The sequence below is a fragment of the Kineococcus arenarius subsp. arenarius genome (assembly GCF_050871845.1).
GTDB lineage: Bacteria > Actinomycetota > Actinomycetes > Actinomycetales > Kineococcaceae > Kineococcus.
Genome location: NZ_JBJLSE010000037.1, coordinates 1 through 26,751, shown reverse-complemented (window position 1 = coordinate 26,751; position 26,751 = coordinate 1). Strand labels below are relative to the sequence as shown.

General features: G+C 76.2%; 28 protein-coding genes and 1 pseudogene. 13 read left to right on the top strand and 16 right to left on the bottom strand.

Annotation, left to right across the window (positions count from 1 at the left end; genetic code table 11):
• Nucleotides 1-226 precede the first annotated feature (226 nt).
• Entirely contained in the window at nt 227-1,150 is a 924-nt protein-coding gene (locus ACRYM0_RS10970) for a diacylglycerol/lipid kinase family protein (protein WP_432504971.1), read from the top strand.
• Here the strand turns inward: ACRYM0_RS10970 and ACRYM0_RS10965 are convergent, their stop codons facing one another.
• Complete coding sequence (locus tag ACRYM0_RS10965; RefSeq protein WP_432504969.1) at nt 1,151-1,774, bottom strand: DUF7711 family protein; 624 nt, start codon at nt 1,772-1,774, stop codon at nt 1,151-1,153.
• 72 nt (nt 1,775-1,846) lie between these two features.
• On the opposite strand from ACRYM0_RS10965, the gene ACRYM0_RS10960 reads away from it, so the two are divergent.
• Nucleotides 1,847-2,350 (top strand): OsmC family protein, encoded by a 504-nt coding sequence (locus tag ACRYM0_RS10960; RefSeq protein ID WP_432504967.1) that lies wholly within the window; start codon nt 1,847-1,849, stop codon nt 2,348-2,350.
• A gap of 37 nt (nt 2,351-2,387) precedes the next feature.
• On the opposite strand, the gene ACRYM0_RS10955 is transcribed toward ACRYM0_RS10960, so the two are convergent.
• The 4 genes from ACRYM0_RS10955 to ACRYM0_RS10940 all read right to left on the bottom strand — a co-directional run bounded on the left by ACRYM0_RS10955 (nt 2,388) and on the right by ACRYM0_RS10940 (nt 6,933).
• Nucleotides 2,388-3,488: an aldose epimerase family protein gene (locus ACRYM0_RS10955; RefSeq protein WP_432504965.1), complete on the bottom strand. Its 1,101-nt coding sequence runs from the start codon at nt 3,486-3,488 to the stop codon at nt 2,388-2,390.
• A 108-nt stretch (nt 3,489-3,596) separates the two neighbouring features.
• A complete protein-coding gene (locus ACRYM0_RS10950) occupies nt 3,597-4,517 on the bottom strand; it encodes a glycosyltransferase family 2 protein (protein WP_432504963.1) in 921 nt (306 codons plus the stop codon).
• A gap of 102 nt (nt 4,518-4,619) precedes the next feature.
• Nucleotides 4,620-6,065: a lipopolysaccharide biosynthesis protein gene (locus ACRYM0_RS10945; protein ID WP_432504961.1), complete on the bottom strand. Its 1,446-nt coding sequence runs from the start codon at nt 6,063-6,065 to the stop codon at nt 4,620-4,622.
• A 190-nt stretch (nt 6,066-6,255) separates the two neighbouring features.
• Nucleotides 6,256-6,933: a uracil-DNA glycosylase gene (locus tag ACRYM0_RS10940; RefSeq protein WP_432505002.1), complete on the bottom strand. Its 678-nt coding sequence runs from the start codon at nt 6,931-6,933 to the stop codon at nt 6,256-6,258.
• 159 nt (nt 6,934-7,092) lie between these two features.
• Between ACRYM0_RS10940 and ACRYM0_RS10935 the strand changes: the two genes are divergently transcribed.
• Both ACRYM0_RS10935 and ACRYM0_RS10930 read left to right on the top strand, forming a co-directional pair.
• Nucleotides 7,093-7,398: a DUF3263 domain-containing protein gene (locus ACRYM0_RS10935; RefSeq protein ID WP_432504999.1), complete on the top strand. Its 306-nt coding sequence runs from the start codon at nt 7,093-7,095 to the stop codon at nt 7,396-7,398.
• A gap of 412 nt (nt 7,399-7,810) precedes the next feature.
• Nucleotides 7,811-8,014: a cold-shock protein gene (locus tag ACRYM0_RS10930; protein ID WP_432504959.1), complete on the top strand. Its 204-nt coding sequence runs from the start codon at nt 7,811-7,813 to the stop codon at nt 8,012-8,014.
• Between the two features lie 24 nt (nt 8,015-8,038).
• On the opposite strand, the gene ACRYM0_RS10925 is transcribed toward ACRYM0_RS10930, so the two are convergent.
• Nucleotides 8,039-8,629 (bottom strand): YceI family protein, encoded by a 591-nt coding sequence (locus ACRYM0_RS10925; protein WP_432504957.1) that lies wholly within the window; start codon nt 8,627-8,629, stop codon nt 8,039-8,041.
• Nucleotides 8,630-8,983: 354 nt separating this feature from the next.
• Here ACRYM0_RS10925 and groL point away from each other — a divergent pair, with 354 nt between their 5' ends.
• Both groL and ACRYM0_RS10915 read left to right on the top strand, forming a co-directional pair.
• Nucleotides 8,984-10,612 carry a chaperonin GroEL gene (gene groL / locus ACRYM0_RS10920; protein ID WP_432504956.1) on the top strand — a complete coding sequence of 543 codons (1,629 nt, stop codon included), beginning with the start codon at nt 8,984-8,986 and terminating at the stop codon, nt 10,610-10,612.
• Between the two features lie 106 nt (nt 10,613-10,718).
• Nucleotides 10,719-12,008: a D-arabinono-1,4-lactone oxidase gene (locus ACRYM0_RS10915; protein WP_432504954.1), complete on the top strand. Its 1,290-nt coding sequence runs from the start codon at nt 10,719-10,721 to the stop codon at nt 12,006-12,008.
• 4 nt (nt 12,009-12,012) lie between these two features.
• Here ACRYM0_RS10915 and ACRYM0_RS10910 read toward each other — a convergent pair whose 3' ends face one another.
• From ACRYM0_RS10910 to cofC, 3 genes and pseudogenes are all read right to left on the bottom strand, one after another.
• The gene (locus ACRYM0_RS10910; protein ID WP_432504952.1) at nt 12,013-12,624 is read right to left on the bottom strand and encodes a suppressor of fused domain protein; all 612 of its coding nucleotides are present in this window, start codon (nt 12,622-12,624) and stop codon (nt 12,013-12,015) included.
• 8 nt (nt 12,625-12,632) lie between these two features.
• Nucleotides 12,633-13,898: pseudogene (gene cofG, locus ACRYM0_RS10905) on the bottom strand (7,8-didemethyl-8-hydroxy-5-deazariboflavin synthase CofG); the annotation flags it as partial.
• Between the two features lie 51 nt (nt 13,899-13,949).
• On the bottom strand, nt 13,950-14,588 hold the full coding sequence (gene cofC, locus ACRYM0_RS10900; RefSeq protein ID WP_432504951.1) for a 2-phospho-L-lactate guanylyltransferase: 639 nt from the start codon (nt 14,586-14,588) through the stop codon (nt 13,950-13,952).
• 62 nt (nt 14,589-14,650) lie between these two features.
• Here cofC and ACRYM0_RS10895 point away from each other — a divergent pair, with 62 nt between their 5' ends.
• The 3 genes from ACRYM0_RS10895 to ACRYM0_RS10885 are packed head-to-tail and all read left to right on the top strand — an operon-like array spanning nt 14,651 to nt 17,708.
• Nucleotides 14,651-15,112 carry a molybdenum cofactor biosynthesis protein MoaE gene (locus ACRYM0_RS10895; protein WP_432504949.1) on the top strand — a complete coding sequence of 154 codons (462 nt, stop codon included), beginning with the start codon at nt 14,651-14,653 and terminating at the stop codon, nt 15,110-15,112.
• A gap of 44 nt (nt 15,113-15,156) precedes the next feature.
• A complete protein-coding gene (locus tag ACRYM0_RS10890; protein ID WP_432504947.1) occupies nt 15,157-16,239 on the top strand; it encodes an FO synthase in 1,083 nt (360 codons plus the stop codon).
• A complete protein-coding gene (locus ACRYM0_RS10885) occupies nt 16,236-17,708 on the top strand; it encodes a flavin-containing monooxygenase (protein ID WP_432504945.1) in 1,473 nt (490 codons plus the stop codon). Before ACRYM0_RS10890 ends, ACRYM0_RS10885 begins: the two co-directional genes overlap by 4 nt.
• Before the next feature lie 9 nt (nt 17,709-17,717).
• On the opposite strand, the gene ACRYM0_RS10880 is transcribed toward ACRYM0_RS10885, so the two are convergent.
• From ACRYM0_RS10880 to moaA, 3 genes are read right to left on the bottom strand one after another with little or no spacing between them, the layout of a single operon-like run.
• Nucleotides 17,718-18,428, bottom strand: coding sequence for a hypothetical protein (locus ACRYM0_RS10880; protein WP_432504943.1), 711 nt, complete (start codon nt 18,426-18,428; stop codon nt 17,718-17,720).
• A gap of 5 nt (nt 18,429-18,433) precedes the next feature.
• Entirely contained in the window at nt 18,434-18,721 is a 288-nt protein-coding gene (locus ACRYM0_RS10875; protein WP_432504941.1) for a MoaD/ThiS family protein, read from the bottom strand.
• Nucleotides 18,722-18,723: 2 nt separating this feature from the next.
• A complete protein-coding gene (moaA, locus tag ACRYM0_RS10870; protein WP_432504996.1) occupies nt 18,724-19,791 on the bottom strand; it encodes a GTP 3',8-cyclase MoaA in 1,068 nt (355 codons plus the stop codon).
• A 207-nt stretch (nt 19,792-19,998) separates the two neighbouring features.
• On the opposite strand from moaA, the gene ACRYM0_RS10865 reads away from it, so the two are divergent.
• Entirely contained in the window at nt 19,999-20,154 is a 156-nt protein-coding gene (locus ACRYM0_RS10865; protein WP_432504939.1) for a hypothetical protein, read from the top strand.
• Between the two features lie 82 nt (nt 20,155-20,236).
• Here ACRYM0_RS10865 and ACRYM0_RS10860 read toward each other — a convergent pair whose 3' ends face one another.
• Complete coding sequence (locus ACRYM0_RS10860) at nt 20,237-20,527, bottom strand: WXG100 family type VII secretion target (protein WP_432504938.1); 291 nt, start codon at nt 20,525-20,527, stop codon at nt 20,237-20,239.
• Between the two features lie 194 nt (nt 20,528-20,721).
• Here ACRYM0_RS10860 and ACRYM0_RS10855 point away from each other — a divergent pair, with 194 nt between their 5' ends.
• Nucleotides 20,722-21,387 (top strand): DUF4031 domain-containing protein, encoded by a 666-nt coding sequence (locus tag ACRYM0_RS10855; protein ID WP_432504936.1) that lies wholly within the window; start codon nt 20,722-20,724, stop codon nt 21,385-21,387.
• 61 nt (nt 21,388-21,448) lie between these two features.
• Here ACRYM0_RS10855 and ACRYM0_RS10850 read toward each other — a convergent pair whose 3' ends face one another.
• The 3 genes from ACRYM0_RS10850 to ACRYM0_RS10840 all read right to left on the bottom strand — a co-directional run bounded on the left by ACRYM0_RS10850 (nt 21,449) and on the right by ACRYM0_RS10840 (nt 25,382).
• Entirely contained in the window at nt 21,449-22,948 is a 1,500-nt protein-coding gene (locus tag ACRYM0_RS10850) for a S1C family serine protease (protein ID WP_432504933.1), read from the bottom strand.
• A gap of 110 nt (nt 22,949-23,058) precedes the next feature.
• Nucleotides 23,059-24,663 carry a sensor histidine kinase gene (locus ACRYM0_RS10845; protein WP_432504930.1) on the bottom strand — a complete coding sequence of 535 codons (1,605 nt, stop codon included), beginning with the start codon at nt 24,661-24,663 and terminating at the stop codon, nt 23,059-23,061.
• Nucleotides 24,660-25,382: a response regulator transcription factor gene (locus ACRYM0_RS10840; RefSeq protein WP_432504928.1), complete on the bottom strand. Its 723-nt coding sequence runs from the start codon at nt 25,380-25,382 to the stop codon at nt 24,660-24,662. Before ACRYM0_RS10840 ends, ACRYM0_RS10845 begins: the two co-directional genes overlap by 4 nt.
• 77 nt (nt 25,383-25,459) lie before the next feature.
• Here ACRYM0_RS10840 and ACRYM0_RS10835 point away from each other — a divergent pair, with 77 nt between their 5' ends.
• On the top strand, nt 25,460-26,245 hold the full coding sequence (locus tag ACRYM0_RS10835; RefSeq protein ID WP_432504925.1) for a HipA family kinase: 786 nt from the start codon (nt 25,460-25,462) through the stop codon (nt 26,243-26,245).
• On the top strand, nt 26,238-26,630 hold the full coding sequence (locus tag ACRYM0_RS10830; protein WP_432504923.1) for a DUF3037 domain-containing protein: 393 nt from the start codon (nt 26,238-26,240) through the stop codon (nt 26,628-26,630). The genes ACRYM0_RS10835 and ACRYM0_RS10830 overlap by 8 nt, the downstream gene beginning before the upstream one ends.
• Nucleotides 26,631-26,751: the final 121 nt, after the last annotated feature.

Below are 26,751 nucleotides of genomic sequence, written 5' to 3'. Positions count from 1 at the left end.
AACCTCCTCGTCCTGCCGGGGACCGTTCCCCAGCTGTGAGGGGGATCACGCTAGCGGCCACTGGTCCCCGGGTGGGCGCGAAACGCCCGGGTGGATTCCGGAATCACAGACCAACGTTCCGGAAAGCCTGTCGGGGTCACGGCCCTCGCCGAGCTGCGCCCTGTGAGGTCACTGTGGAGCGGCCCTCCCCGGGCACGCCCGGCACCGCCCCCGCGTTGATCCCCGCGTGGGAACGCAGCAGCAGGAGGAGCACCCCGACGGGATCCTGGCCGTCGTCAACGCCGGGGCGGGGTCGGCGCGCCCCGCCGCCGTCGAGACGGTCGTCGGCGAGCTGGGCCGCGAGGCCGACGTGGAGCTGCGCCGCACCCGCGGCCTGGACGACCTGCGCGAGGCGCTGCTGGGCGCGGACGGCCGCCGGCTCGTGGTGCTCGGCGGCGACGGCACCCTGCACGCGGTCCTGCAGCTGCTGTGGGACGCCGGCGCCACGCGCTCGGTGGGCCCGCTGGGCATCGTGCCGCTGGGCACCGGCAACGACCTGGCCCGCTCCCTGCACCTGCCGCTGGACCCGGTGGCCGCCGCCCGCATCGCCGCGACGGGCCGCCCGCGCGACCTGGAGCTCCTCGTGGACGGCCACGAGCGGATCACCGTCAACACCGTGCACGCCGGCATCGGCGCGGCGGCGACCGCCAAGGCGCAGCGGCTGAAGAAGGTCCTGCACGCCGGTGCCTACCCCGTGGGGGCCCTGTGGGCGGGGGTCGGCGCCGGCCGCGGCTTCCGGCTGCGCGTGGAGGTCGACGGCCGCATCGTCACCACCGGCGAGCGGCCCGTGCTCGTCGTGGGCATCGGCATCGGCGGCACCATCGGCGGCGGTGCACCCCTGGTGCCCGCCGCCGACCCCCACGACGGCGTCGCCGACGTCGTGGTCTCCGCCTCCACCGGCCCGCTGGCGCGCCTGGGCTTCGCCGCCGGGCTGCGCCGCGGCGTGCACGTCGAGCGCCAGGACGTCATCACCGCGACCGGCAAGGTCGTGGAGGTCACGGCCCTGGACGGCACCTTCCGGCTCAACTCCGACGGGGAGGTCAGCGACCCCCAGCGGTTCGAGCGCTTCGAGATGCACGCCGACGTGTGGCAGGCCGTCTGCCCCTGGTGATCACCCCCCGCCGCGTGAGGCGCGCCCCACCGCGTCCAGCAGCTCCAGGTAACCCCTGACCGCGGCCGCCAGGGCGTCGGCCCGCCCCACCGGCGAGCCCGGCGCCCAGCGGTGCGCGTCGTGCTCGGCGCTCGCGCGGCGCACCGCGGCCCGGCTCGCCGCCAGGTCCGCCTCCAGCCGCAGCGCCAGGTCCGCCGGTGAGGGGGCCGGCGGGCGCAGCCCCTCGCCCGCCCCCTCGCCCACGGCCCGCAGCACGTCCTCGTCCGTCCCGTCGGCGGCCGACCACAGCCGCACCGGGCGGGTGACCGCGTGGTTCCACACCGGCTGCCCGGCGGGGCGGAACACCAGGTGCACCGGGCGCCGGGCCAGGCCCGAGGCGGCCAGCCACTGCCCGGCGCCCGGCGGGGTGGTGCCCCACGCGCAGTCCTCGGCGCTCTCCCCGCACACCAGCGCCACGCTCACACCGCCGTCGTCGGGGACCTCCTCCACCGGCGGACCCAGCAGTGGACCCCACAGCCACGCCTCGAGGACCCGCAGCCGCACGATCCCCGCCGGCTGCGCCGCCACGTGCGCGCAGCGCTGCGCCACCTGCTCCGCCGTCCGCACCGCCGTCGCCCGCTTCACCGCGCCAGTGTCGGGCACGGACCCGCGCTCGCCGGTTGCGGCCCCCGCGGCGGCGGGGCCTAAGGTGCCCCGGTGGACGCGACTGAGCTCAGGGCCCTGCAGAAGCCGTTGAAGGACAAGTACCGCGAGGACCCCGGCTCCGCGGCCGTGCCGGCCCGGGCCGTGGCGGTCCTGGACGGGCAGTCCATCGGGGTCTCCGTGGACGGCTTCGCCGGCACCACCCGCGCCGGGCTGCACCCCGCCGCCGGCGGCGACGGCACCGAGGCGTGCTCGGCGGACATGCTCTGCGAGGCCGTCGCGGCCTGCGCCGGGGTGACGCTGCGCAGCGTCGCCACCGCCATGGGCGTGCAGCTGCGCGGTGCCAGCGTCACCGCCGAGGCCACCTGGGACGCCCGCGGCACCCTCGGCGTGGACCGCTCCGTCCCCGTCGGCATCACCGACGTCACCGTCACCTTCGACTTCACCTCCGACGCCGACGAGGCGACCGAGGCGAAGATGGTGTCCCTGGCGGAGCGCTACTGCGTCATCGCCCAGACGCTGCGCACCCCGCCGACCCTCACCGTCCGGCGCGCCTGAGCGGCGGGCCCCGCGCCGGGGCCCGCCGCCCGCGTCCTCAGCTGCCGGAGGAGGCGCTGAAGGCGAAGGTCGTGCTCGTCGTGAACACCGCGCCCGGGCGCAGGACCGCTTCGCCGAGCCCGCCCCCGGTGAACGCCGGCCGGTTCACCGCGTCCGGCAGCAGCTGCGTCTCCAGGCACAGCGCGTCGCCCTGGCGCACCGGCCGGCCCTCGACCGTGCGCCAGGCGCCGTCGAGGAAGTTGCCGGTGTACAGCTGCAGGCCGGGCGCGTCGGTGCGCACCCGCAGGCGCCGGCCGCTGCGCGGGCCGGTCAGCTCGGCGACGGTGCGCTCCCCGGTGCCGGCGTCGTCCAGCACGAGGCAGTGGTCGTAGCCGCCCGCGCGCAGCAGCTGCTCGTCGGCGTCGCGCAGCCGCTCGCCCAGCCGGGTGGGGGTGCGGAAGTCGAACGGCGTGCCGGTGACGTCGCGCAGCTCCCCGGTGGGGATGAGGTCCTCCCCGACGGGGACGTACCGGGAGGCGTGCAGCCGCAGGACGTGCTCCTCCACCGTCCCGGGCCCGTCGAGGGTGAAGTACGCGTGGTTGGTGAGGTTCACCGGCGTCGGGGCGGTGGTGGTGGCGCGGTGGTCCAGCCGCAGCCGCACCCCGCCGGCGTCCTCGGCCAGGGTGTACGTCACCTGCGCGGTCAGCTCCCCGGGGAAGCCCATGTCGCCGTCCGGGCTGCGCAGCGTCAGCCGCACCGCGGGGCCCTCGCCGCCGGTCACCTCCTCGGCGTCCCACACCCGCTGGTCGAAGCCCTCCGCGCCGCCGTGCAGCGCGTTCGGGCCGTCGTTGACCGGCACCCGGTGCTCGACCCCGTCGACGGTGAAGCGCCCGCCACCGAGGCGGTTGGCCACCCGGCCCACGACCGCGCCCGGGTAGCCCTCGGCCGCCTCGTAGGAGGGCACGTCCGGCAGGGCCACCACGACGTCGCCGAGGGCGCCGGCGGCGTCGGGCACCCGCACCCGGTGCAGCGCCGCGCCGCGGGTGAGGACCTCGGCGCTCGCCCCGGAGGGCAGGCGCAGCTCCCAGCGCTCCACGGGCTCCCCGCGGCGGGTGCGCCCGAAGGGCGCGCGGCTGACGGTTCCGGTGGGTGCGTCCATGGGGCGCATCGTGCCGCGTCTCACCCACCGCTGCCCCGCGGGGGTGCCTGTTTCAGTCCGCCGGAACGGTCCGCACCCGCGGTGGGCGAACCTCGCTCGCGTGCGGGCTCACGGGAAGACGACGCGGTACTTGACGCTGCCGACGATGCGGCCGAGCTGGTACCCGACCGTGCGGAGGAGGTGCAGTCGCTCGAAGGCCCCGCGGTAGCTGTGCAGAGCCAGCCACACGATGCTCTTGCAACGCCGGAGCGACTCGCGCACGTCGTACTCCATGCCGTGCGCGCGGAAGTCCCGGTAGAGCATGGGGGACTGCCGACCCCAGATGTACATCTGCTTGACCGACGTCTTGAGGTCCGGGCGCAGGCGGTAGTGGACCACCGCCTCGGGCACGTCGAGCAGCGTGTGACCCGCCAGTTGGAGACGCCAGTAGAACTCCGTCTCCGTCCCGCCGCGGACGTAGTCCTCGTTGAACCCGCCGACCTCTTCCCACGCCGATTTGCGGTACCCGGCATTTGCGCCGATGGGTCGTGGGAGGAACCCCAGCTGCTTCGTGATGCCGTCGTAACCACCCGGGGGCCCGTACCGTGCGGAGTACTCGGCGTTCAACTTCTCACGTTCGAGGCGACCGCCGACAGCGCTCGCGCGTTCCAATCCGCTGGCGAGGAGCTCGAGCCAGTCCTCGGTCACCTCGTCGTCGGAGTCGCACAGCAGCACGAACTCCGCGCGGGCGGCGTCCGTGCCCACGTTGCGGGCGACGTTCGAACCGGTCCGTGCGCTTGCGTCGACCCAGCGCAACCACGGGTGCTCGACCGCGTACGACTCGACGAGCTCGCGGGTCCCGTCCGTGCTGCCGTTGTCCGCGACGATCACCTCGTACCTGCGCTGGGTGCGCTGACGCGCGAGGGCGTCCAGTTGCACCCCCAGCGTGCGGCTCCCGTTGCGGGTGGGGATGACGACCGAGACGTCAGGGACGGCGTCGGCGTCGGAGGTGCCGCGGGAGGTCGGCGACGCGGTTCCGGAGGTGGTCACGACCGTAGCTTGGAGAGGCGTTTCACTCACTGTCAACCGAGGCGAACGGGCCGTCGCGAAGCGTCTGGTCAGCGCCTCGGGAGTGAGTCGTGCACCGGCAGGTCACGGGCGCTTGCGCACCGATCGCACGAGAGTGGTGATCTCCCTGCGGGCCGACGACCAGGACGCCACCAGCCCGACAGCAACGAGCACGCCGATCCCTCCCCGCACGAGGAGCTGCACGAGGGCGGTCTGCTCCGGCACCAGGAACCACGACAGCCCGGCAGCCAGACCTGCCGCCGCCGCCACCACGGCCGGGCGCACGGCGACCCGCAGGACGTCTGGCAGCGATACGGGGGTCCCGCGCCCGGCGCGGGCGATGCCGAGCGGGGTCAGGACCAGCTGGGCAGCCGCGTACGCGACGGCGACCCCCGTGATGCCCCACGGCAGGCCGACCACGAAGGACAGGATGAGCACGGGCCTGCTGATGAGCGCCCAGCGCGCCATCGCCCACGACCGTCCTGACGTCGCGTACAGCCACCCGTTGGTGAAGCCGACCACCTGCAGCAGACCCGCGACGGACAACCAGCGGAAGACGTCGGCCGACGGCAGCCAGGGTCGCCCCAGCAGCACCTCGACGACCTGCTCGGCGAGCACCGCCAGGAGCACCACGACCGGCGCCACGAGGAAGCACAGGCCGCTGAGCGCGGAGAGGTAGTACCGGCGGTACCGGTCCGGTTCCTTCCACAACCCGGCCATGGTCGGGCGGACGACGTTCGCGACCGGGCCGTGGATCTGCTGCAACGGCGCCATCAGCAGGCCGTAGCCACGGGTGTACAGGCCCAGGGCGTCAGCTCCGAGGAAGCGCCCGATGAGGAGGTTGTCGGCGTTGCGGGAGGCGTAGTCGAGCACGCGGAACGTCGAGATGCCACCGCCGAAGGAGACGAAGGACCGCACTCCCGACCGACGCCTCGGTCGGCCCGGCCGCCAGTCGACGGCCGACCACAGCACCACCACGTTGAGCACGACGCCCGCGAGCTGACCGTAGACGAGGGACCAGTACCCGGCCCCCAGGAAGGCGGCCGCGACGGACACGGCGATCTCCGTGATGCCGCTCGTGAAGCTGCGCAGGGCGAGGGTCCGGAAGGCCAGTCGGCGCAGCAGGATCGCCTGGTGCTGGACCGTCAGGGCGCCGAGCAGGAACGTCACCGACAGGGCCAACGTGATGCCCACGAGCTCACTGCGGCCGTAGAACATCGCGAGCAGCGGCGCGCTCGCGGCGACGAGCCCGGTGAGGAGGACCCCCAGGGCGAGGTTGAGCCAGAACAAGGTGCTCGCCTGCGCGTGGCTGACGTGCTCCCGCTGGACGACGGCCTCGGACAGGCCGAGGCTGCCCACCGTGGCGACGAAGCCGGTGATCACCCAGGCCATCGCCATGAGGCCGTAGTCGTCGGGGGTCAGCAACCGGGCCAGGACGACGATGCTGACCATGCGCACGCCCTGCAAGCCCCACTGGCCGGCGAGCGTCCAGGCCACCCCGCGCGCGCTCTGCGCCCCGACGTTGGACATGTCCCCGCGCTGCAGCGCGAGGTCGTTCCGTTCTGCTCGGGGAAGCTTCTGGACACCACTGGACACGCTCGCGTCGACCTCCACGCCCCGTCGATCACACCCACCTCGCGACGGGCTCAGGGGCGGGATCAGCCATCCTCGCTACCGACCGTGGGCACCCTAACAGCGGATGGTCAGCAGAGCTGTGGGCTCAGGGGTCCAGGCGCCAGTCGACCCCGTCGCCGCCGGCCTCGCGCAGCAGGGCGTCCACCCGGCTGAAGGGCCGCGAGCCGAAGAAGCCGCGCGAGGCGGACAGCGGGCTGGGGTGCACGCCCGCCACGACGGGCACGTCCCCCAGCAGCGGCTGCACCGACTGCGCGTCGCGGCCCCACAGCAGCGCCACCAGCGGCCCGCCGCGCTCGGCCAGCGCGCGCACCGCCGCGTCGGTCACGGCCTGCCAGCCCAGGCGCCGGTGCGAGCCCGCGTCGCCGGCGCGCACGGTCAGCGCCCGGTTGAGCAGCAGCACGCCCGAGCGCGTCCAGGCCGTCAGGTCGCCGTGCTCGGGCGGCTGCACGCCGGTGTCCTCGCGCAGCTCCCGGTAGACGTTGACCAGGCTGCGCGGCAGCGGCCGCACGTGCGGCTCGACGGCGAACGCCAGCCCGATCGGGTGACCGGGCGTGGGGTAGGGGTCCTGCCCGACCAGCAGCACCCGCACGTCCGCGAACGGCTGGCGGAAGGCGCGCAGCACGTGCTCGGGGCGCGGCAGCCAGGGGCCGGGCTCGGCGGCCAGGCGCTGCGACAGCTCCGACAGGTGCGGGCGCACCGGCGCCAGGGCGCGTGCCCAGCCCTCCTCGAGGTCGTCGACGCCCAGGCCCGCCGGGTCGGGCAGGGGCTCGGTCCGCGGGTGTTCCTGGGGCACGCCGGGACGCTAGCGCGCACCGCCGCGCCCCGCGGCCCCGGCGCCCCGCGCGGCGACCGGCGGGTGTCGCAGGGGCCTCCTAGAGTGGGCGGCATCGTGAGAGAGGGGCGGGTCGTGGACGGGTCGCAGGTGCAGGTCGGCGCGACGGCGCACGAGGAGGGCGCCGGGCAGCCCGGGGCCGGCAGCGGGCTCAGCCGCCGCGACGCCGAGCTCCTGGCCTTCGAGCGCCAGTGGTGGAAGTACGCCGGGGCCAAGGAGCAGGCGGTGCGCGAGCTGTTCGACCTGACGCCCACGCGCTACTACCAGGTGCTCAACGCCCTCATCGACACCCCCGAGGCGCTGGAGCACGACCCCATGCTCGTCAAGCGGCTGCGCCGGATGCGTTCCAGCCGCCAGCGCGCCCGCTCGGCGCGCCGCCTGGGCGTGCAGCCCTGAGCCGCCGGGAGCAGCAGCGCCCGCGCCAGCTGGCGGCCCGCCGGGGCGCGCACCGCACCCGCCGCGGGCCGGCGGGGGTGCTGCTGGTGGTGCTGGCCTGGTCGGTGCTCGCGCTGCTCGTGGTGGCCGGGGCGGTGCTGGCGGTGCGCCGGCTGGCCGACGGGCTGCTCGGCGGCGTGGCCGGGCTGCTCTGAGCCGTCCCGCCGGTCCCGCGGATCCGCCTGGGTGAACCCTGCCCCAACGGCCCCTCGCCGCACTAACCTGGGCAGCGGTCGATCAGTTCGATGAGCACGTCCTCCCCGGGGCCGGCACGTCGGGCGTCGCCCACGGCCTCACCGCCGCGGGCAGCGTGAGACCCGCCCCCGGGCGTCGCCGGGGACGTCCCGCTCGCTGCACCACCCAGGAGAACGCAATGGCTCAGGGCACCGTGAAGTGGTTCAACGCCGAGAAGGGGTACGGCTTCATCACCGTGGACGACGGTGGCGCCGACGTCTTCGTGCACTACTCGTCGATCGCCGCCGACGGCTACCGCTCCCTCGAGGAGGGGCAGCGCGTCGAGTTCGAGGTCGGGCAGGGCCAGAAGGGCCCGCAGGCCGAGAACGTCCGCGGCCTCTGAGCCGCCCGCCGTCGGCGGCCGCGCTCAGTCCGCGGTCGCCGGCACGGCGGAGATCTCGAACTCCAGCACGACGGTCTCGGAGACCAGCACGCCACCGGTCTCCAGGGGGGCGTTCCACTCCACGCCCCAGTCGCGACGGTTGATCTTCGTGGAGCCCTCGAAGCCCAGGCGCGTGGTGCCGAAGGGGTCCCTGGCCGCGCCGGTGTGCTCGAAGTCCACCGAGACGGGCAGCGTCGTCGCCTTGATCGTCAGGTCCCCGGTGACGCGGTAGTCCGTGCCGCCCAGGGGGTGGACGTGCGTGGAGCGGAAGACGATGCGCGGGTGCGCCGGGGCGTCGAAGAAGTCGTTGGTGCGCAGGTGCTCGTCGCGGTGCGCTTCCCGGGTGTCGATGCTCGCCACCTCGATGGCGACCTGCACGCTCGAGGCCGCCGGCCGGGCGAAGTCCAGGTGGGCGCGGCCCTCGAAGCGGGCGAACTGCCCCCGCACCTTGGTCACCATGGCGTGCCGGGTGACGAAGCCGATGCGGCTGTGGGTGGGGTCCAGCAGGTACTCGCCCGACAGGTCGTCGGTGCGGCGCGTCTTCAGCGCCTGGATCCGCAGCGGCAGCTCGGACACGTCTCTCCTCAGGTCGTCCCCGGGTGGTGGGGCGGTCGTCACCAGGGTCGCAGCGGTTCGCCGAGGCCACCAGACGCCGGACGGGTGAGCCCTCAATCACCGGGCGTGCCCGCCGACGCGTCGGCGGGGCGGAGCGCAGGGGGTTTGCACTCGGAGGGGGAGAGTGCCAACATTGGCGTTGGCACTCTCGAGTCGAGAGTGACAGCACCAGCAGCACCTCGACCCGGGAGCGAAAGCTCCGGGCCGGACCGGTGAGGCCGGTCGCGCGGGGGACGTGACCCCGTCGCCGCCGGTCGTCCGTCGCGGGCACCGCTCCGGCCGCCCACCGCCCGTCTTCTGGGAGGAACACCAGGCATGAGCAAGATCATCGCCTTCGACGAAGAGGCCCGTCGCGGTCTCGAGCGCGGGATGAACCAGCTCGCCGACGCTGTCAAGGTGACGCTCGGCCCCAAGGGCCGCAACGTCGTCCTGGAGAAGAAGTGGGGCGCCCCCACGATCACCAACGACGGTGTGAGCATCGCCAAGGAGATCGAGCTCGAGGACCCCTACGAGAAGATCGGGGCCGAGCTCGTCAAGGAGGTCGCGAAGAAGACGGACGACGTCGCCGGTGACGGCACGACGACCGCGACCGTCCTGGCCCAGGCGCTCGTCCGCGAGGGCCTGCGCAACGTGGCCGCGGGTGCGAACCCGATGGGCCTCAAGCGCGGCATCGAGAAGGCCGTCGAGGCCGTGACCGAGCAGCTCGTGGCCGCCGCCAAGGAGGTCACCACCAAGGAGCAGATCGCCGCGACCGCCGGCATCTCCGCCGGTGACGCCTCCATCGGCGAGCTCATCGCCGAGGCCCTCGACAAGGTGGGCAAGGAAGGCGTCATCACCGTCGAGGAGAGCAACACCTTCGGCCTGGAGCTCGAGCTCACCGAGGGCATGCGCTTCGACAAGGGCTACATCTCCCCCTACTTCGTCACCGACGCCGAGCGTCAGGAGACGGAGCTCGAGGACCCGTACATCCTCATCCTGAACTCCAAGATCTCCACGGTGAAGGACCTGCTCCCGCTGCTGGAGAAGGTCATGCAGTCCGGCAAGCCGCTGGTGATCGTGGCCGAGGACGTCGAGGGCGAGGCCCTGGCGACCCTGGTCGTCAACAAGATCCGCGGCACCTTCAAGTCCGTGGCCGTCAAGGCCCCGGGCTTCGGCGACCGCCGCAAGGCCATGCTCGGCGACATCGCCATCCTCACCGGTGGCCAGGTCATCTCCGAGGAGGTCGGCCTCAAGCTCGACACCGCGGACCTCGACCTGCTGGGCCGCGCCCGCAAGGTCGTCGTCACCAAGGACGAGACCACGATCGTCGAGGGTGCCGGCGACGCCGACGCCATCGCCGGCCGCGTGGCCCAGATCCGCGCCGAGATCGAGCGCAGCGACTCCGACTACGACCGCGAGAAGCTCCAGGAGCGCCTCGCCAAGCTGGCCGGCGGCGTGGCCGTCATCAAGGCCGGCGCGGCGACCGAGGTCGAGCTCAAGGAGCGCAAGCACCGCATCGAGGACGCCGTGCGCAACGCGAAGGCGGCCGTCGAGGAGGGCATCGTCGCCGGTGGTGGCGTGGCCCTCATCCAGGCCGGCGTGCTGGCCTTCGACAAGCTCGAGCTCGTCGGGGACGAGGCGACCGGCGCGAACATCGTCAAGGTCGCCATCCAGGCCCCGCTGAAGCAGATCGCCGTCAACGCCGGCCTCGAGGGCGGCGTCGTGGCGGAGAAGGTCAGCAACCTGCCCACCGGTCACGGCCTCAACGCCGCCACCGGCGAGTACGTGGACCTGCTCGAGGCCGGCATCAACGACCCGGTCAAGGTGACGCGCTCGGCGCTGCAGAACGCCGCGTCCATCGCGGGCCTGTTCCTGACCACCGAGGCCGTCATCGCCGACAAGCCGGAGAAGGCGGCCCCGGCCGCTGCCGGCGGCGACGGCGGCATGGGCGGCATGGACTTCTGAGTCCCGCCGCACCACCAGCACCACCCGCGAGGGCGGTCCTCCACCAGGGGGGCCGCCCTCGCGGCGTTCCCGCCCGCACCGCCGGGCCGTGGGTTAGCGTGCGCGCGTGCACAGCCCGACGACGACGTCGCCCGCCGACACCGCGGCACCCGGCCTGAACTGGGCCCGCAACCACCGCTACGCCGCCGCCCGCCTGCACCGGCCCCGCAGCGTCGAGGAGCTGCAGGAGCTCGTCGCGCGTACCGGGCGGCTGCGCGCCCTGGGCACCCGGCACTGCTTCAACGACGTCGCCGACTCCCCGGGCGACCTGGTCACCCTGGAGGCGCTGCCGACCCGGGTGGACGTGGACGCCGCCGCGGGCCGCGTGCGCGTCAGCGCGGGCACCAGCTACGGCGTGCTCGCGCAGCGCCTGCACGACGCCGGGTGGGCCCTGCGCACCATGGCCTCGCTGCCGCACATCAGCGTCGGCGGTGCCGTCGCCACCGCCACGCACGGCTCCGGCGACCGCACGCAGAACCTCGCCGCCGACGTGCGGGCGCTGGAGCTCGTCGGCGCCGACGGCGCGCTGCGCCGCACCGAGCGCGGCGAGGCGGGGTTCGCCGGCAGCGTCGTGGCCCTCGGCGCCCTCGGCGTCGTCACCGCCCTGGAGCTGGACGTCGTGCCCACCTACGAGGTGCGCCAGGACGTCTACTCCGGGCTGTCGTTCGACGCGTTCACGCACAACCTCGACGCCGTCACCTCCGCCGCGCACAGCGTCAGCGTCTACACCACCTGGGTCGGCGAGGACACCGCGCAGGTGTGGCTGAAGACGCGCCTGGCCGACTCCGCGGACGCCCCGGCGGAACTGTTCGGCGCGCGCCGGGCGAGCGAGCCGCTGCACCCGCTGCCGGAGGTGGACGTGCTCAACGCCACCGAGCAGCTCGGCGTGCCCGGGCCCTGGCACGAGCGGCTGCCGCACTTCCGGTTCAGCTTCCAGCCCAGCAACGGCGAGGAGCTGCAGGCGGAGTACCTCGTGGAACGCGCCCACGCCGTCACCGCGATCGCCGAGCTGCGCCGCCTGGGCCCGTCGATCGCCCCGCTGCTGCACATGTGCGAGGTGCGCACCGTCGCCGCCGACGACCTGTGGCTGTCCTCGTCGTACGAGCGCGACGCGGTGGCGTTCCACTTCACCTTCAGGCAGCGCCAGCCGGAGGTCCTGACGGCCCTGGCGCGCGTCGAGGACGCCCTGCTGCCGCTGGGTGCCCGCCCGCACTGGGGCAAGCTGTTCACCGCGGGCGCGGCGACCCTGGCGGGGCTGTACCCGCGCTTCGCCGACGCCCGCGCGCTGGTGGCCCGCCACGACCCGGACGGGAAGTTCGCCAACGCGTTCACCGACCGGATCGGCCTGACCGGCTGACCCCTCAGCCCAGCGGCACGGGCGGGCGGGCCGGGTCGGCGACGGCGATCTCCGCGGCGGCGAACCGGTCCTCCAGCGCGTCCAGGCCGTGGCCGTCCAGGAACTCCCGCTCCACCTCGTGGATCGGCACCGCCTGCAGCCAGCGCACCTGCACCGCGTCGTCGAGCCGGTAGCGCGCCAGTCGCGGGAACAGCCCGGGCGCGGTCAGCAGCAGGTGCTGCGCGCCCACGCCGAGCAGTTCCCCCACCACACCGGGGAACACGGTGCCCGCCCGCAGCGGCCACGCCTCGGCCACCGCCGTGAACGCGCTCGCCACCAGCAGGGCCGCGGCGTCGTCGGCGCCCACCCCGGCCAGCACCGTCACCAGCTCCACCCGCTCGTCGTGCCGGTCGGCCCCGGAACCCACCAGGTTCACCCAGCGGTGCAGCGACAGCGTGGACACCGACACGTGCCCCGGGCGCGGCGCCTCGCGCAGGGTCAGCACGTCCAGCCACCGCCGCCCGGAGCTGTCGGAGAACTCCGCGAACTCCGGCGTCGCGTCGCGCCCGAGCTGCCCCGCCGCGAAGCGCGCCATGCGCACCTCGGCGTCGGTCGGGGGAGCGGGTTCGGTGCTCACGACGCCACCCGCCCCACCGGCAGGGCGGCCTCGTGCGCCAGGCCCGTGGCGGGGTCGGCCAGCGCGGCCAGCGGCGCGTGCAGCGCCGCGTCGATCCACTCCTCGCCGCCGCCCAGCGCGTCCAGCACGAAGCGGGGGTGGGCCGTCAGCCGTTCCGCGAGACGGAACCCGGCGCCGCGCGTGGTGGCCGCCAGGTCGTCCAGCTGCGGCCACGGGCGCTCGGGGTTCACGTGGTCCGGCGTCAGGGGGGAGACCCCGCCCCAGTCGTCCACCCCCGCGGCGAGCAGCTCCTCGCGCTGACCGGGGTCGGACAGGTTCGGCGGCGCCTGCAGCGACACCGACGGCCCCAGCAGCAGCCGCGCCACGGCGATCGCCGCCAGGTACTCCTCGTGGCCGAGGTCGTCGGCGCCGCGCATCGCCGTGTCGTCCTTGGCGCGGAAGTTCTGCACGATGACCTCCTGCACGCCGCCGTGCTCGGCGGCGACGTCGCGGATCGCCAGCAGCGAGTCCACCCGCTCGGCCGGCGTCTCACCGATCCCCACCAGGATCCCCGTGGTGAACGGCACCCGGGCGCGCCCGGCGTCGTGCAGCACGCGCAGCCGCAGCGCGGGGTCCTTGTCGGGGGAGCCGAAGTGGACCTCGCCGGGTTCGCTCCACAGCCGCGTCGCGGTGGTCTCCAGCATCATGCCCATCGACGGGGCCACCGCCCGCGAGGAGCGCAGCGCCTCGAACGTCATGACCCCGGGGTTCAGGTGCGGCAGCAGCCCCGTCTCGTCCAGCACCCGGCGCGCCAGGTGCTGCACGTACTCCAGGGTGGTGGCGAACCCCCGCTCGTCCAGCCACCGGCGGGCGGCCCCCCAGCGGTCCTCCGGGGCGTCGCCCAGGGTGAACAGCGCCTCCTTGCACCCCGCGGCGGCACCGGAGCGGGCGATCGCCAGCACCTGCTCCTCCTCCAGGTACGCGGTCGGCACCCGGCCCGGCACGGTCGCGAAGGTGCAGTAGTGGCAGCGGTCGCGGCACAGCCGCGTCACCGGCACGAACACCTTCCGCGAGTACGTCACCACCCCGGCCCGCCCGGCGCGGGCCATCGCCTCGTCGCGCACGGGCCCGGCGAGCTCGCACAGCGCGGCCAGGTCCGCGCCGCGCGCGTGCAGCAGCACCTCCGCGTCCACGGCACCCGGCTCCCCGGCGCGGGCCGCTGCCAGGGCGGAGCGGAACCGCCGCGGCTCGGGGGCGGGCTGCGGTGCGGGCGCGCGGCGGTGCGGGGCGGGCAGCGGCGTGCTGGTCACGGGGTCCTCCGGGGGTCGAGGGGCCGGGGCGGGCGGTCAGGAGGCGCAGGGGGTCAGGGGGAGCGCGGCGCCCCGCAGCGCCGCCGCAGTGCGCGGTCCCACGCCCAGGGCGGTGGCCTCGCGCAGCGCCTCCAGGGTGTCCACGTCGCGGCGCAGGCTCACCAGCGCCGCGGGCAGCGGGTGCGCGCCGGCGGCGCGGTGCGCGGCGGCCGAACCGGGGCCGAAGCGGTGCGGCGGGGGACCGTCGCGGCGGGCCACCAGGACGCTGCCGTCGCCGTCGGCGTCGGTCACCAGCACGGTGCCGGGGTGCGCCGCGGCGGCGTCCAGGGCGGCGCCGAGGTCGTGCGGGCGCAGGGCGGGCAGGTCGGCGACGAGCACGGCCGTCGGGCCCGGGGGCAGGGCCGCCAGCCCGGCGTCCACGGCGCGGGCCAGGCCCGGGCCGCCGGCGGGCAGGGCCTGCGCCCCCACCCCGGTGGCGGCGGCGCGCACCCGCGGGTCGTCGCTGACGCACACCACCCGGCCCACCGCGGCGCAGCGCAGCGCCGCGTCCAGGCAGTCCAGCGCCATCGCCGTGGCCAGGGCCAGGCGCGGGCCGGGCGGCAGCGCCAGCCGCGTCTTGGCGCCACCGCCGCCCTTGACGGGCACGACGACCCGCCAGGTCCCGGAGTCCACCACGCGGGGAGTCTCCCCCACGGCGCACCGCGGCGCGCCCGGGCCCCCGCCCCTACGCTGGCCCCGTGGCGACCGCACCCGACACCTCCCGCCTCGACGCGCCCGCCCGCCGGGTGGCCCGGGCGGTGGTCACCGCCGACGCCCTCGACGTGGCCGAGCACGCCGGGCTGGTCGCGGCCGACGCCGCCGGTGCCGTGGTGACGTTCGCCGGGGTCGTGCGCGACCACGACGGCGGCCGCGGGGTGGGGGACCTGCGCTACGTGGGCCACCCCAGCGCCGGTGACGTGCTGGCCCGGGTCGTCGCGGAGGTGGCCGCCGGTGCCGACGTGGACGCCGTGGCCGTCAGCCACCGCCTGGGCGACCTCGCGGTCGGCGACGTCGCGCTGGCCGTGGCCGTCTCGGCCGCGCACCGCGCCGAGGCGTTCACCGCGTGCGCGCGCCTGGTCGACGAGGTCAAGGCGCAGCTGCCGGTGTGGAAGCACCAGCGCTTCACCGACGGCACCTCCGAGTGGGTCGACTGCCCCTGACGGCCCGCGGCGCCGGTGCGGGCGCGCCGGGTTAGCCTCGCCGCGTGCCCACCGCCGACCTGCGCGCCGCGCTGCGCACCGCCGCCGCCGATCCCGCCCGCCTGACCGACGCGCACGCCGTGGCCCTGCTCGGTGCCGGTGGCCCCGCGCTGGAGGAGCTGTGCGCGATCGCCGACGCCGTGCGCGCGCAGCGCGCCGGCCACGACGTCACCCACGTCGTCAACCGCAACCTGGACACCGAGCGGGTGGGCGCGGGCACGCCGCAGGCGCGGGCCCGGGTGCGCGAGCTGGCCGCCGAGGCGCAGCGCCTGGGCGCCACCGAGGTGTGCGTGCAGGGGCCGCTGCCCCCGGGGGCGCCCGCCGACGGCTACCTGGACCTGGTGCGCGACGTGGCCGCCGGTGCGCCGGGGATCCACCTGCACGCCTTCCGGCCCCCGGAGGTCGCCGACGCGGCCGAGCGGCGCGGCAGCAGCCCGCGCGCGTTCCTCGAGGCCGCCCGCGAGGCCGGTCTGGGCTCGGTGCCCGGCACCGCCGCGCGCATCCTCGACGACGGCGTGCGCGAGCGCCTGGCCGGCCGGCCGGACCTGCCGGTGGCCCGCTGGGTGGAGCTGGTCACCACCGCGCACGAGGTGGGCCTGACCTCCACGGCCACGATGGTCCACGGGCACGTGGAGAGCCCCGCGCAGCAGGTGGCGCACCTGCGGCTGCTGGCCTCGATCGCCGAGCGCACCGGCGGGTTCACCGAGTTCATCCCCATGCCGTTCGTGCCGCCGCCGGGCGCGGCGCTGCCGGCCGGTTGCCGGCCCGGACCGGACGCGCGGGAGGTGCGGGCCGTCACCGCGGTGGCGCGGCTGCTGCTGGCCGGGCTCATCGACCACGTGCAGGCGCCCTGGCCGAAGCTGGACGAGGCGCTGGTGCTGCAGCTGCTGGCCGGGGGTGCCGACGACCTGGGCGGGCTGCTGCTGGACGGCGAGCTGGACCCGGCCGCCGGGCAGGAGCAGGGGCTGACGATGACGCGCGCCGACGTCGAGCGCCTGGCCGCGTCCCTGGGGCGCGGGGTGCGCCGGCGCACCACCCGCTACGGCGACCCCGCCGGCCCGCCGGAGCCGGTGGCCGTCCCGGCGTGAGCGGTGGCGTGGGCGTGGCGGGAGCGCACGTCGAGGAGGTCGACGTCGCCGTCGTGGGTGCGGGCTTCGCCGGCATCGGTGCGGCGGTGCTGCTGGCGCGCCGGGGCCGGGAGTCCTTCGCGGTCCTGGAGCGCGCCGGCGACGTCGGCGGCACCTGGCGCGACAACACCTACCCCGGGGTGGCGTGCGACGTGCCCGCCCACCTGTACTCCTTCTCCTTCGCCCCCCGCCCGTCCTGGTCGCGGGTCTTCGCCCCCGGCGCGGAGATCCACGACTACCTGCGCGGCGTGGCCGGTGAGGTCGCCGACCGGGTGCGGCTGCGCACGCCGCTGCGCTCGGCGCGCTGGGACGCCGCCGCCCGGCGCTGGGAGGTGCTCACGGGCGCGGGGCGCCTGCGCGCGCGCGTGCTGGTCCTGGCCGCCGGCCGGCTCACCGAGCCGCGCCTGCCGCGGGTGGAGGGGCTGGGCTCCTTCGACGGCCCGGTGGTGCACTCGGCGCGCTGGCGGGAGGACGCCGGCTGGGACGGCGCGCGCGTCGGCGTGGTGGGCGCCGGGGCCAGCGCCGTGCAGATCGTGCCCGAGCTGGCCCGGCGCGCCGCGCACCTGACGGTGTTCGCGCGCAGCGCCCCCTGGGTGGTCCCGCGCGGTGACCGGCCCTACTCGCCGGCCGAGCGCGCCGCCTTCGCCGCCGACCCGCAGGCCGCGCGGCGCCTGCGCGAGGAGGTCTTCGCCCGCATGGAGACCGGGATCGCCGCCCGCCACCGGGACCCGGAGCAGCTGGCGCAGCTGCGGGCGCGCGCCCTGGAGCACCTGGCCGCCCAGGTGGGCGACCCAGCGCTGCGCGCCGCGCTGACGCCGGACTACGAGGTCGGCTGCAAGCGGGTGCTGCTCTCGGACGACTTCTACCCCGCGCTGCAGCGCCCGGGGGTGCGGTGGGTGCCCTCGGCGCTGCAGCGCCTGCGGGGCCGCACGGCGGTGGCGGCCGACGGCACCCGCACCGAGCTGGACGCCCTGGTGCTGGCGACGGGGTTCGCCACGACCGACCAGCCGTACGCGCAGCTCGTCACCGGCCGCACCGGGACCCTGGCGCAGGCGTGGGCGGGCGGGATGGTCTCGCACGCCTCCACGGTGGTGCACGGCTTCCCGAACATGTTCGTGCTGGACGGCCCGAACGCCGCGCTGGGGCACAACTCCGCCGTGCACGTCATCGAGAGCCAGCTGGGGTACCTGCTGGGCGCCCTGGACCACCTGGCCCGCACGGGGGAGCCGCTGGAGGTCACCGCCGAGGCGCAGCAGCGCTACACCCGCGCGCTGGACGAGCGGGCGGCGGGCACGGTGTGGCTGCGCGGCGGCTGCTCGAACTGGTACGTGGACCCGCGCAGCGGGCGGCTGACGCTGCTGTGGCCGGACACCGCCACGGCGTTCCGCGAGCGCAACGGCACCTTCGACCCGGCGCCGTTCGCGGCCTGAGCCCCCGCGTCAGGCCGGCGCGTCGGGCTCCACGGCCATCGGCCCCTCGGCGTGGTACGTCACCGGCAGGTGCGGGACCTCCCGGTGCAGCCGCCGGGCCAGCTCCCAGCCGCGGGTGCCCCAGGCCGCGCGGGCGGCGGGGTCGGCCCAGCCGGCCTCGGGGCCGTCGGGTCCGCCGAGCAGCCCGTTCCAGGCGTCCAGCTCGGCGGCGAGGTCGCCGCTCGCCCCGAGGGCGGTGACGTCGACCGCGCGGGCGCGGGAGGGGGTGCCGGGCCCGTCCCACACGCCCGTGCCGGTCCACGCGGCCCGCACGACCAGCTCGGCGGGAGCGGGGGGAGCCTCAGCGGGGACGTCGGGGCCGGCCGCCGGGCGCGCCGGCCCGGGCGGGGTCGCGGCCCACACCAGCCGGCCGTGCTCGACCGGGCGCGGGACGCCGGAGCCGGGGCGCCAGGCGTGCGCCGCCACGTCGAGGAGCTCGTCCACGCGCGCGGGGTCTGCGGCGAGCACGGCCAGCGCGGCGGGGTCCACGGTGCCGGTGGCGCCCAGGTGCTCGCCGACGGCGAGGGTGCCGCGCACCCCCAGGAGCCTGTCGGCGGCATCCTGCACGAACGTCAGGACCTCGTCAGCCAGGTGGCCGCCGGCGTAGGAGCTCTCGGCGAGCAGCCACGTCCGCAGGGCGCGACGGCGTTCGCCGGCAGTGGCGGCCTCGTCGGGCGCCACGTCGGTCAGCCGCCGGCGAAGGGCGGCAGGACGTCGACGACCGCGTCGGGAGGCAGCCGGTCGGAGCGGTCGGCGGCCACGCCGTCCAGCAGGAAGGAGCACGCGGCGAGCACGCGGGTCAGGTCCGCGCCGCGGGACGCACCCAGCACGGCGACGAGGTCGCCGACGGTGGCGCCGGCGGGCAGCTCGACGCTCTCCTCCTCCACGCCGGCGGCCGCGGCGGCGCCGGCGAAGTAGCGCACGCCGACGCGCTGCGCGGCGGTCGGGTGCCGGTCCTGGGCGGTGCTCGTCACGCTCAGCCTCCGATCGAGCTCATGGGCCGGGTGGGGTGCAGGAAGGCGGGGTCGTCGATGTCGTGGCCGGGCAGCTTGCCCCACATCGCCGCGCGCCAGGTCGCGGCGAGCTCGGCGTCGCTCGCGCCGGCGCGCATCGCGTCGCGCAGGTCGGTCTCGGTGGTGGAGAACAGGCAGGTGCGCACCTGGCCGTCGGCGGTGAGCCGGGTGCGGTCGCAGTCGCCGCAGAACGGGCGGGTCACCGAGGCGATGACGCCGACGTCCCCGGTGCGCCCGTCGCGGTCGGTGACGTCCCAGGTCTCGGCGGGGGCGGAGCCGCGGGCGGAGCCGGGGCGGGCGGTCAGCTCGAACTCCGCCCGCAGGGCGGTGAGGATCTCGTCGGCGGTCACCATGTCGCTGCGCTGCCAGGTGCCGTGCGGGTCCAGCGGCATCTGCTCGATGAACCGCAGCCGGTAGCCCTCCCGCAGCGCCCAGCGCAGCAGGGCGGGGGCCTCGTCGTCGTTCGTGCCGCGCAGCAGCACCGCGTTGACCTTGAGGGGGGCCAGGCCGGCGTCGGCGGCGGCCCGCGCACCGGCCAGCACGTCGGCGTGGCGCTCGCGCCGGGTGATGGCGGCGAAGCGGGCGGGGTCCAGGGTGTCCAGGGACACGTTCACCCTGTCCAGGCCGGCGGTGGCGAGCCCGGCGGCCCGGCGCGCCAGCCCGATGCCGTTGGTGGTCAGCGACGTGCGCACCCGCCCGCCCCCGGGCGTGCGCAGCGCGGCGGTGGCCGCCACGACGTCTTCCAGGCCGCGGCGCAGCAGGGGCTCACCGCCGGTGAAGCGGACCTCGCGCACGCCGAGCTCGCGCACGGCCAGGGTGACCAGCCGGACGACCTCGGCGTCCGCGAGCACCGCGGAGCGCTCCAGCCACGGCAGGCCCTCGGGAGGCATGCAGTAGTGGCAGCGCAGGTTGCAGCGGTCGGTCAGCGAGACGCGCAGGTCGCGCGCGGTGCGCCCGTGCCGGTCGAGCAGCGGACCGCTGCGGAAGCGCTCGTCCGTGGCGTCGGCGGTCCCCCGCCCCGCGGGGCGCAGGGAGGGCAGGCCCAGGTCGACGCTCGTCACGACCTCAGCCTATGCGGCGGTCTCCGGACGGACCCGTCCCCGCCCCTCCTTGGTGACCAATGGTCACGAGAGCATCACGATTCGTTGATCGACGCGATCCTGACTCGATCCTGACTGGATTTCGCCCGATGAACAGCGTAGGTTCAAGGTGAACGGAAGATGAACGGGAGGTGCCACATGAACGACATCCAGGCCAAGAAGGTGGGAGCCCCCCGCGGCCCGCAGGTCCAGTGGGTGACCGTGCGCGACGCGAAGGGGCGTGCGCACCTGGAGATGAGGTGGAACGTGTCGAGCGCGACGTCGCGCCCGGCACCGCTGCACCGCGCCGCCTGATGATCACCCAGGAGGGGCCGGCCCGCCACCCGAGTGGCGGCCGGCCCCTCCTGCTGTGCGCGGCGGCCGTGCCGGCGAGCGCTCAGCCCGCGAACATCCGTGCGTTGGCGCTCTCCACGTCGGCGTACTGACGGCCCGCCTGCGCCAGCGCCCGCTGGATCTCCTCCAGCGAGGTGCGCACCCGGTCCTGGGTACCGCGCCACTGCGCGCTCAGGGCCTGGAAACCCGAGGCCGCCTGCCCCTTCCAGCACGACTCCAGGTCCAGCAGGTGCCGCATCATCCCGTCCACCTCGCTCGCCAGGTTGGCCGCCGACGCGGAGACCGCCGCGCTCGCCTGCTCCACGCGCGCGCTGTCGACCTCGAACCTGCTCATGGGATCCTCCTGACGCGCGGGGCACCACCCGCGCCGCGTGGGGGAGAGCCGTCCCTCCCCGCCGGGAGGCCGACGCTAGGCGGCACGAGGACCCCGGTGCCCACGTCGTCCACAGCAGTGCCGCGCCGGACCCCCACCGGGTGCCGGTGCCTCCCGCGGCGCGGTGCCGGTGCCGGTGCCGGGAGCGGACCGCGGTGAGCGTCCTCGTCGACGCCCCGGACCACCCCGCGCACGGTCGCTGGTGGGCCCACCTCGCCAGCGACCGCTCCCTGGAGGAGCTGCACGCCTTCGCCGTCGACCTCGGCCTGTCGCGCCGCTCCTTCGAGGGCGACCACTACGACGTGCCCGCCGAGCTGGTCGCCGTCGCCGTCGCCCGCGGTGCCGAGCCCGTCACCACCCGCGAGCTGCTGCGCAGGCTGCGCGCCGCGGGGCTGCGCACCCCCAAGCGCCGCGGCGAGAAGGTGGTCAGCACCGGCACCGGCTCCTCCGCCGGTGTCCGCGTCGACGTCGTGCGGGCCGCGCGGGTCCCAGCCCCGCACGGCACCCACCACCTGCTCGTCGTCACCGGTGTCGTGACCGGGGTCGTCACCGCCCCCCGGGTCCTGCTGGACGGCGGCCGGCTGCCGCTCGCCGCCCCCCGCGGCACCGGACACGCCCCCGTCCGCACCGCCCTGGGCTTCCGCCGCACCTGGTGGTGCGAGGACGGGTGCACCCGGGTGCGGCACGACGGCCTCTGGCTGCCCGCGCCCGGCGAGGTGCCCGCACCCGGTGCGGAGGCGCGCGCCGCGGTCCCGCTGGACGACCCCGCCGTGACCACCGCCTGGTGGTGGCCGCTGGCGCACGAGCACCTGGATCGCTGACCCGGACGCGCGAGGGCCCGGCCGCGGGTGCGGCCGGGCCCTCGCGCGGGGACGCCGCCGGTCAGCTCTCCGGGCGGGCGGTGAGCGTCGCCGTCAGCGTCTCCTCCCGGCCGTCGCGCACGACGGTCAGCTCCACCTCGCTGCCGACCGCCTTCTCGCGGATCGCAGCGGTGAGCGCCTCGTACCCGGCCGTCTGCTCGCCGTCCACCGCCGTGATGACGTCCCCGGCCTGCACGCCCGCCTCCGCGGCGGGGGTGCCCTCGGTCACCGCGGCGATCTGGGCGCCGGTGCGCGTGACGTCGCCCGCCGTCACCGCGGGGTCGTCCTCGGTCAGGCTCACGCCCAGCCAGGCGTGCTCGGCGGTGCCGTCGGCCACCAGCTGGTCGGCGATCATCACCACCTCGTTCGAGGGGATCGCGAAGCCCAGGCCGATGCTGCCGCTCTGCGAGGACGCCGACGAGCTCAGCGACGCGATCGAGGAGTTCACGCCGATGACGCGGCCGCTGGAGTCCAGCAGCGCACCGCCGGAGTTGCCCGGGTTGATCGCCGCGTCGGTCTGGATGGCGTTGGTCGCCACCGTCTCCGCGGTCTGCTGCTGCTGGCCGTAGGGGGTGCCGAAGGGGCTCTGCTCCGTGGTGGTCTCGGCGGTCGTCAGCACCGGGCGGTCCACGGCCGAGACGATGCCGGTCGTGGCGCTGCCGGCCAGACCCAGCGGGTTGCCCAGCGCCATGACGGCCTGTCCCGGCACGACCTCGTCGGAGTCCGCGAACGTCGCCGGCTGCAGGTCGGCGGGCGGGTCCTGCAGCTGCAGCACGGCCAGGTCGGTGGCCGCGTCCGTGCCCACCACCGTGGCCCCGTACTGGCGCCCGTCGCTGAGCGTCACGACGATCTGGGCGTTCGTCCCGGCGCCGCTGACGACGTGGTTGTTCGTCACCACGTGGCCCGCCTCGTCGTAGACGATGCCCGAGCCCTCCCCGGAGGCGGTGGAGGACGTCACGCTCACCGCGACCACGCTGGGGGAGACGGAGTCCACCACGGCCTGCCAGTTCACGGTCGTCTCGCTGACGCCCTGGATCGTGCGGGTCGCGCCGGAGGCGGACGCGGTGCTCGTCGTGCCCGCGTCCTGGCCGAAGGCGCCGAGCAGGCCGGCGGTCAGGGCGCTGGCCGCGACCGCGCCGGCGATCGCCACGCCCGCCACCCCCGCCCAGCCGGGGCGCCGGCGCGGCCCGCGACCGCCGCCGCCACCCCCGCCGGAGCCGTCGCCGGAGCCGTCGCCGGGGGGCGTGGGGCCGCCGGGCGTGGCCCACGGGTCGTACTGCTGGGCGCCGTACGCGCCGCCGTACCCGCTCTGCTGGCCGTACCCGCCCTGCTGGCCGTACCCGCCCTGCTCGCCGTACCCGCCGTGCAGCGGTTGCGTCGGGTAGCCGGCCGGCTGCCCGTCCTGCCCGGTGCCGTGCCCGCGGGCGGCGGGCGCGCCGGTGAGCAGGCCGGTGGGCGTGGAGCCGCCGGACGACGCGTCGCTGCTGTCGGCGGTGCTGTGCTGGTCGTCGGAGCGGTCCATCTCGTCCACCTCGGTGTGCGGTGCTGGGGGGTTCCGTGCGGGGCGGGAGCCCCTCGTACCCCTCCATCTACGGCCCCGCCCCTGCAGGCGCTCCTGGAAACGGCTGGACGTCAGCTGTGAATCCGGGCCGGCCCGCTCTCGGCGTCCTCGGCGTCCTCGACGTCCTCGACGTCCTCCGTGCCGGCCGGCTGCGTCGGCGCGGCGCGGAAGCGCACCCGGAACGTCGCCCCGCCGCCGGGGGTGGGGGTCACGGCCACCGTGCCGCCGTGGCCGCCCACGATGCTCGCCACGATGGCCAGCCCCAGCCCCGAACCACCCCCCGTGCCGCGGCGGCGGGAGGCGTCCACGCGGTAGAACCGCTCGAACACCTTCTCGGCCTGCTCCGGCGCCAGGCCGGGCCCGTGGTCGCGGACCTCCAGCACCGACTCCGGCCCCGACGGGCCCGCCACCAGGCCCACGGCGACCTCCACGGGCGTGCCGGCGGGGGTGTGGTGCAAGGCGTTGGCCAGCAGGTTCGTGACGACCTGCCGCAGGCCCGCCTCGTCGGCCAGCACGACCGCCGAGGACGGCCCCGAACCCTCGAGGACCCCCACCAGCCGCACCGCGCGGTCCGGTGCCAGCGCCCCGGCGTCGTGCACCGCGTCGGAGGCCACCACGACCAGGTCCACCGGCTCGCGCTGCTGGGCGCGCCGCCGCTGCGCCTCGTCCAGGCGCGCCAGGGCCAGCAGGTCCTCCACCAGCCGGCCCAGGCGCGTCGACTCGCCCTCGATGCGGCCCATGACGTGCGCCACGTCCTGCGGTTCGCGCACGGCGCCCTGCCGGTACAGCTCGGCGAACCCGCGGATCGCGGCCAGCGGCGTGCGCAGCTCGTGGCTGGCGTCGGCCACGAACCGGCGCATCTGCTCCTCCGAGCGCTGCTGGGCGCGGAACGACCCCTCGATCTGCGCGAGCATCGCGTTCAGCGCCCCGGCCAGCCGCCCGATCTCCGTGCCCGGCGGTGCCCGCCGCACGCGCCGTGACAGGTCGCCGGCCGCGATGGCCGAGGCGGTGCGCTCGATGTCGCCCAGCGGCCGGAAGGAGCGGCGGATCGCCACCGCCGCCAGGCCCGTGCCCAGCAGGAGCAGCGACGTGCCCGCCAGCAGGGTGACCGTGCGGTAGCGCGCGAGCGTCTCCTCCACGCCGTCCAGCGGCAGCGCCACGGCCGCGTTGACGGGCACGGTGTCGAAGGTGACGAGCAGCACCCGCCACTGGCCGCCGCCGTCCCCGCCGTCGACGGTGAAGGCGGTGCCCGCCCGCTCGGCGACCACCTCGCTCGTCAGCTCCGGCAGTTGCGGGCTCGCCGTGCAGCCGCGCGAGCCGTCCGCGGGCGGGCACAGCTCGGTCAGGGCGCCGCCGTCCGCGTCGGTCAGGAGCACGTAGAAGGAGGAGAAGGGCACCGCGTCGCTGGGGTAGCCCTGGGCCAGGTGCGACAGGGACACCTCCACCGCGACGCGCCCCCGGTCGTCCAGCTCCTCGTCCACCTGCCGCAGCAGGTTCGAGCGCAGCAGCGTCAGCGACACCCCGCCGAAGACGGTCATCGCCACCAGCAGCAGCGCCACGGCGATCAGCAGCAGCCGCGTCTGCAGCGGCACCCGCTCCCCGGCCCCGCGCACCCGCCGGCGCCAGCGGCCCAGCGCGCCCGCCGCGCCGCCGCCCGCGCGCGCCCCGGCGCTCACGTCGCGTCCGAGGGGGCGCGCAGCACGTAGCCGACGCCGCGCCGGGTGTGGATCAGCGGCTGCAGGCCCTCGGTGTCCAGCTTGCGGCGCAGGTAGGAGACGTAGGACTCCACGATGCCCGCCTCGCCGTTGAAGTCGTAGTCCCACACGTGGTCCAGGATCTGCGCCTTGGACAGCACCCGGTTCGGGTTCAGCATCAGGTAGCGCAGCAGCTTGAACTCGGTGGGGGACAGCTCCACGGGCCGGCCGGCCCGGCGCACCTCGTGGGAGTCCTCGTCCATCTCCAGGTCGTGGAAGACCAGCCGGCCGGAGTCGGGAGCGCCGGGCCCGCCGGTGCGGCGCAGCACCGCGCGGATGCGTGCCACCACCTCCTCCAGGCTGAACGGCTTGGTCACGTAGTCGTCACCGCCGACCGTCAGGCCCGCCACCTTGTCCGCCGTGTCGTCGCGCGCGGTCAGGAACAGCACCGGGACCGCACGGCCCCGCTCGCGCAGCTTGCGCGTGACGGTGAAGCCGTCCAGGTCGGGCAGCATGACGTCCAGGACCACCAGGTCCGGGCGCACCTTCTCGGCCAGCTCCAGCGCCTGCGCGCCGTCGGCCGCGGACGTCACCTCGAACCCGGCGAACCGCAGGCTGGCGGCGAGCAGTTCGCGGATGCTGGGTTCGTCGTCGACGACCAGCAGCCGGGCCTCCGGTGGGGTGGTGCTCGTGCTCCTCACCCCACCGATCCTGCCCCCGCTGCCTGGGAAGCACCTGGGGACGCGCTGGGGCGGTGCGCGCCTGGCACACTCGCGGTGTGCTGCGCTCGGTCACCGCCACCCGGTACGTGCTGCCGCTGCGCGAGGGCGGCAGCATGCCGGGCCTGTGCGAGGCCGACGACCTGGGCACCTACGTCGTGAAGTTCTCCGGCGCCGGGCAGGGCCGGCGGGTCCTGGTCGCCGAGGTCCTCGCCGCGCGCCTGGCCGCGGCCCTGGACCTGGCGGTGCCCGAGCTGGTGGTGGCCGAGGTCGACCCGGTCATCGGCCGCGGCGAGCCGGACGAGGAGGTGCAGGACCTGCTGCTGCGCTCGCCGGGCGCGAACCTGGGGATGGACTTCCTGCCCGGGGCGCTGTCCTTCGACCCGGCCGTGGACCCCGTCGACCCCGAGTGGGCGGCGCGGGTGCTGTGGTTCGACGCCCTCGTGCTCAACGTGGACCGCTCCTGGCGCAACCCCAACGCCCTGTGGTGGGGCGGGCGGCCCTGGCTCATCGACCACGGTGCGGCGCTGTACTTCCACCACGACTGGGCGCGCGCCGCGGCCTCCGCCTCCCGCCCGCTGCGGCACGCCGAGGACCACCTGCTGCTGGGTGCCGCCGCGGACGTGGCCGAGGCCGACGCGTCGTGCGCGGCGCTCCTGACGGCGGACGTGCTGCGCGCCGCGGTGGACGACGTGCCGGACGTGTGGCTGCAGGACGAGCCGGGGTTCGCCTCCGCCGAGGAGGTGCGCGCCGCGTACCTGCGGTGGTTCACCGCGCGGCTGTCCCCACCACGGCCCTGGGTGGCCGAGCTGGCCGCCGTGCAGCGGGGGGCGCGCCGTGGCTGAGGGCCTGGACGTCTACGAGTACGCGGTGGTGCGCCTCGTGCCGCGCGTGGAGCGCGCGGAGTTCCTCAACGCCGGGGTGGTGCTGTGGTGCCGTGCGCGCGAGCACCTGGCCGCCCGCACCGCGCTGGACGCCGCCCGGCTGCGTGCGCTGGCCCCGGACGTGGACGCCGCGGCGGTCGCCCGGCACCTGGGCGCGCTGGAGCGGGTGTGCGCCGACGACCCCGCCGCCGGCGCCGCGGCGGCCGAGCCGCGTGGGGCCCGGTTCCGCTGGCTGACGGCCCCGCGCAGCACCGTGGTGCAGACCTCGCCGGTGCACTGCGGGCTGACCGCCGACCCGGCCGCGGAGCTGGACCGGCTGCTGCGCACCCTCGTCACCGGCCCCTGACCCGCCCCGGCCCTCACCCGCGGGGGGGGGGGGGGGGGGGGGGTGGGGGTGGGGTCGGGCGGGGGGGGGGGGGGGGGGGGGGGGGGGGGGGGGGTGGGGCCGGCGGGGCGGGGGCCGGGGC

Bases quoted from the DNA above. Each gene is read 5' to 3' on its own strand.
- ACRYM0_RS10955 (WP_432504965.1), bottom strand. From the start codon at position 3,488: ATGGACGCACCCACCGGAACCGTCAGCCGCGCGCCCTTCGGGCGCACC.
- ACRYM0_RS10945 (WP_432504961.1), bottom strand. From the start codon at position 6,065: ATGTCCAACGTCGGGGCGCAGAGCGCGCGCGGGGTGGCCTGGACGCTC.
- ACRYM0_RS10865 (WP_432504939.1), top strand. From the start codon at position 19,999: ATGAACGACATCCAGGCCAAGAAGGTGGGAGCCCCCCGCGGCCCGCAG.
- ACRYM0_RS10930 (WP_432504959.1), top strand. From the start codon at position 7,811: ATGGCTCAGGGCACCGTGAAGTGGTTCAACGCCGAGAAGGGGTACGGC.
- ACRYM0_RS10860 (WP_432504938.1), bottom strand. From the start codon at position 20,527: ATGAGCAGGTTCGAGGTCGACAGCGCGCGCGTGGAGCAGGCGAGCGCG.
- ACRYM0_RS10850 (WP_432504933.1), bottom strand. From the start codon at position 22,948: ATGGACCGCTCCGACGACCAGCACAGCACCGCCGACAGCAGCGACGCG.
- groL (WP_432504956.1), top strand. From the start codon at position 8,984: ATGAGCAAGATCATCGCCTTCGACGAAGAGGCCCGTCGCGGTCTCGAG.